The sequence below is a fragment of the Streptomyces sp. P9(2023) genome, from assembly GCF_032436795.1.
Lineage (GTDB): Bacteria > Actinomycetota > Actinomycetes > Streptomycetales > Streptomycetaceae > Streptomyces.
This window is the reverse complement of sequence record NZ_JAUPWM010000272.1, coordinates 1-333: the sequence shown is the minus strand read 5'-3', so window position 1 is coordinate 333 and position 333 is coordinate 1. Positions and strand designations below refer to the sequence as shown.

1 pseudogene is annotated in these 333 nt (G+C 66.1%); it reads left to right on the top strand.

The features are described 5' to 3' along the window. Window positions 1-186 (top strand): annotated as a pseudogene (locus tag Q5762_RS37610) (hypothetical protein); the annotation flags it as partial. Window positions 187-333: the final 147 nt, after the last annotated feature.

Below are 333 nucleotides of genomic sequence, written 5' to 3'. Positions count from 1 at the left end.
GTCTGGGTTTCGGGGGGTGCTGTGATGGGCTGGGCTCAGTGGCTGGTCGCAGCACTTCTTGGCTTCGAGGTCGTTGCAGCCTGGTTCGTCCATGGCTGGCCCCGGCCGCCGGTCAGCTTCGGCAGCAAGGCCTGCGAGGTCGCGGCCCTGGCCTTCCTCCTTCACCTTGGGGGCTTCTGGAAATGAAGGACCGCCGCCCGATCCGCCAGCGCCTGGCCGAATTCTACACCGAACCCGAATTCGACCTGTGGATCTACCGTCCCCATCCGCAGCTCGGAAATGTGCCGCCGTGCCTTTGGGTCGATACCGGGCGGGCAGGGGACGTGCACGAGA